General features: G+C 51.1%; 2 protein-coding genes and 1 pseudogene. 2 read left to right on the top strand and 1 reads right to left on the bottom strand.

Annotation, left to right across the window (positions count from 1 at the left end; translation table 11 throughout):
• Positions 1-93: 93 nt before the first annotated feature.
• A pseudogene (locus ASF41_RS19375) lies at positions 94-375 on the bottom strand (transposase); the annotation flags it as partial.
• Between the two features lie 835 nt (positions 376-1210).
• Here ASF41_RS19375 and ASF41_RS24285 point away from each other — a divergent pair.
• Complete coding sequence (locus ASF41_RS24285) at positions 1211-2254, top strand: glycosyltransferase family 2 protein (protein WP_082504689.1); 1044 nt, start codon at positions 1211-1213, stop codon at positions 2252-2254.
• Between the two features lie 41 nt (positions 2255-2295).
• Positions 2296-3729 carry an oligosaccharide flippase family protein gene (locus ASF41_RS24290; protein WP_082504690.1) on the top strand — a complete coding sequence of 478 codons (1434 nt, stop codon included), beginning with the start codon at positions 2296-2298 and terminating at the stop codon, positions 3727-3729.
• Positions 3730-3869 lie beyond the last annotated feature (140 nt).

Consider the following 3869-nt stretch of genomic DNA (forward strand, 5'->3'; position numbering starts at 1 on the left):
CGTCGACCTCGGAGAGAAGCAAGAGCTCCACAGGACCGTTCACGCGCCGAACCAGGATGCGCACGAAAGGGAGTTGACCGATGAACCCCGAATAGAGAACAAGTTTTCCGAAGCTGCCTCCTTCAAGATAAGCTTCTCCAAGGTCAGGTCGGAGATCGCCCGACGAAGGCGCTGGTTCTCTGTCTCTAGAGACTTCAACCGCTAGACCTGGTCACCCTTCAGGCCGCTATATTTGGAGCGCCAGCGGTAATACGTGACCTCAGTCACCTCAATGGAGCGGATTGCTTCGGCAACCTTGCGACCTTGCGAGACCAGAACATCAACTTGGCGCAGCTTGGCGACAATCTCTTCAGCCGTATGCTTCTTCCGTCCCATGACAACATCCTCCACATGGCTCGAAGCCATACCTCAGGGAGGACCACTTTTCAGGAGGCAGGCCACAGCCCTCAGCCGACCGACACCCTGGCAAAGGCTGAACAACCTTCTGGGCAACGACAGCTAGGCGCGCATCCCATTCGTATACAGTCCCTGAACCTCTAAAACGCTTTTCGATAATTGCGACCTTGCGAGACCAGAACATCAACTTGGCGCAGCTTGGCGACAATCTCTTCAGCCGTATGCTTCTTCCGTCCCATGACAACATCCTCCACATGGCTCGAAGCCATACCTCAGGGAGGACCACTTTTCAGGAGGCAGGCCATCTTAAAACCGTCCGACCCCGACGCACTAACGAAAGCGCTCAAGGTTGTAGTCGCTCAAATTCACTCTGAAAAACGCCATCTATACAGCCTTCCTATCAATCCACTTCAATGACGTGCCGCGCCTGCCTTCAGACAAGCCTCATCCGAAAGGATTGCTGAAGAGGAAGACGCTTTCTCCGGAATTACAAGCATCGCCAAGCCTGCTCGTAGCTGACAGTGCTAAATCCCGAATCGGCAGGCAAGCCGTGTCTTGCAAATGATTGATAACATTATTACTTCCCGCACAACCGATCATCGACATCGAAGACGTTAGATTACAGAAATGTATTGCAACAGGAGCAAGGCGCATGCCGCACTGTCATTGCGCGTCCCAATGTTGTCGCTACGCAAATCTATGATCTCACGGCTGATCCCCTTGTGCGGGGATCTATATGAGTGCTAAGGGGCATCTGACTTCAAGCAAAAATCTGAGCTAATTCATCTAATCTTCGACTCATAATCAAAAATCTATGCAGTTTGACATTGATGAGGCGGCGTGTATCAGTCAAAAAACGCGAGCCCAGAGGCCGAGCTACAGCAGGCCACCGACAGACAGCAATCGAGAAAGGGCTAGGGACGTGGTTTCTGTATCGATCGTAGTGCCATGCTTCAATGCTGTTGGCTTCATCAGTGATGCTCTGACATCGATTCGTCAACAAAGTTTTACCGACTGGGAGTGCTTAGTTGTAGACGATTGCTCGACTGACGGCTCAGCAGCTGTGATCGCCGAAATTGCAGCGCAAGATCCTAGGATCAAACCATACACACTCACCGTAAATAGCGGAGCTTCGGTCGCACGTAATATTGCCCTCGATGCGGCTCAGGGCAAATGGCTTACCTTCCTTGATGCTGACGACGTCTATGAGCCAAGCCGTCTCACTCGCCTCGTCGCATTGGCTGAAGAGAGATCAGCCGACATGGCCTTTGACGACCAGGCAATTTCCAACTTTCCTGCAACCACTCAAAAGGATCGCGCATTTTACTGGATCGATCGCGACATCATTTCTTTCGATGCAGATAAGTTTTTCGTATTTTCAGCAAAATTCGGCAGATCCCTGAATCCTGGATACATGAAACCTCTATTTAAACGCTCGTTCATGGTGCAGCACCGTTTGCGTTATGATCCTCAGTTTCGCAGTGGACAGGATTTTCTACTTTATGCCAATGCTTTCGCGTACAAACCGCGCTGCTTTGCAAGCTCTCATGCGGGTTATATCTATCGACGCCGTAAAGGCTCTCTTAGTCGTTCCGCCAACCACCTCCGGAACCATGCGCTGCTCTCCGATGAAATTATCGCCCGTCATAGGGAGCGACTATCTAGAACTGCATTCGAGGCACTGCAAAGGCGGAAAAGCTACTATCTTGGAATGGCAGACTTGCACGATCTGCTCTTAATCCTCAAGGGACATCAGTCGATTGCAACACTTAGGACTTTCCAGATTCGCCCTCGGCTTGCACTAGCTGCGGCCATTACTGTACAGAGGCGAGTTTCTAGCTTACGGTCTGGTCTCTAGTCGTGACGCTTCGCAAAGCTGCCGTTCTCAATTCTGCGTACATGGTACTTGGCAACGGAGGTCAATTAGTCGTCTCCCTGGGCGTCTTTCTTTACCTCGCGCGTGTGCTGTCCCCCGCAGATTTTGGGGCAATGGGAGTTGCCGCGGCTCTCGTCGACATGCTCACTGTCTTCGGGCGATTTGGCCAAGTGGAAGCATTGCTTCAAGCGGGCGCTGATAATCAGCGCACACGATCGACATCTTTCTGGATCTTGATGCTGATCGGAATCGTTTCTCTAATATTTGTAGCTTCGGTTACCCAACCCCTTACGGCCTTGACTGGCGCTGCAGTAGTAGGTCCCGTACTATTAATTCTCGCGCCAGTACCGCTAATCAGCAATTTCGGGCAGGTAAGCGAGGCAATTCTCCGGCGTGAGCTTCGATATAGTGGCCTTGCCATTCGCAACGTTCTCGCGACCATCATGGGGGCTATCGCTGCGATTGCTTTTGCTGCAGGGGGCTATGGCGTCTACGCCCTCGCTGTCCAAAAATTAGTTTTTACTATAGTTTATACATGCACGATACTCATCGCACAGCCATGGAAACCTAGTTGGGTATTTGTAATCGTTGAGTCGCGCCGACTTGTGTCGACAGGACTGAATGTGACGATCAGTAACACACTTCAGTTAGCGAATGGTCGTATTGTTGACTTGAACATAGGAGCATTTCTTGGGGTCGTCTCTCTGGGGATAACGCGCGTCGCTTGGCGCTTTTACGATTTTTGTTTGCAGCTTGTGATTGCTCCGCTCAGCTCTGTCTCATACACGCTATTTACAGATGCTGCTGCGAGCGACGAGGATCTACGTCGAATCTATCTGCAGTATTCAGAATTTATAGTAGGAATTGCGGCACCGATTTTCATTGGCTTGAGTATAGTATCGCACGATGCAATCGTGCTTCTTGCAGGAGCAAAATGGGAAAAATCGGCATTAGTGCTTTCGATGCTAAGTCTCACCGTGTTCGCCAGCTGTATCAACCTTCTTTTTACACCCGTGATGATCGCTAAGGCCCGCACGAGACTTATTCGTCAGCAAGCCATCTGGCAGGCTTTGAGCAATGCAACTTTAACTTTCGGAGCTGCACAGTTTGATATTGTCTCGGTAGTGGTAGTATATATTTTGAGAGTGTATGCGTTTGCAGTATACAATTTGATTCTACTGAGTAGGGTACTGGAATTACCGGTTCGAGTCTTAATGATACGGCTGCTCCCAATTTTCGTAGGTACGGCGGGACTGGCTAGTATCGGGCTCTGTGTGCGAAGCCTCCTGATTGGGCATGGCGAGCTGTTACGCTTATGCACAGTCGCTGCAACTGGAGGTGTTACCTATATTTTTATCCTTCTGGCCAGCGATGGACTTGGTTTATCGCGTGGCCTAACGACGGGTTACTTCACTATGGCTCAAGCGTTATTGCGTCGCAGGAGAGGGAATCGGTAGCTGTCCGGTTGCGAAACGTCGTTGGCATGCGGCGCGATCGGGTGATCGGCCCCACGCGGTGGTCCAAGGGTAAAGTTAGTGCGCGGCAGGCCTGGAGTTGACCCCGTTTGTGGTCCACGGCTTATGCAAGTTCTCGGGCT

The organism is Methylobacterium sp. Leaf111 (assembly GCF_001423285.1).
Classification (GTDB): Bacteria; Pseudomonadota; Alphaproteobacteria; order Rhizobiales; family Beijerinckiaceae; genus Methylobacterium.

Bases quoted from the DNA above. Each gene is read 5' to 3' on its own strand.
- ASF41_RS24290 (WP_082504690.1), top strand. From the start codon at position 2,296: ATGGTACTTGGCAACGGAGGTCAATTAGTCGTCTCCCTGGGCGTCTTT.
- ASF41_RS24285 (WP_082504689.1), top strand. From the start codon at position 1,211: ATGCAGTTTGACATTGATGAGGCGGCGTGTATCAGTCAAAAAACGCGA.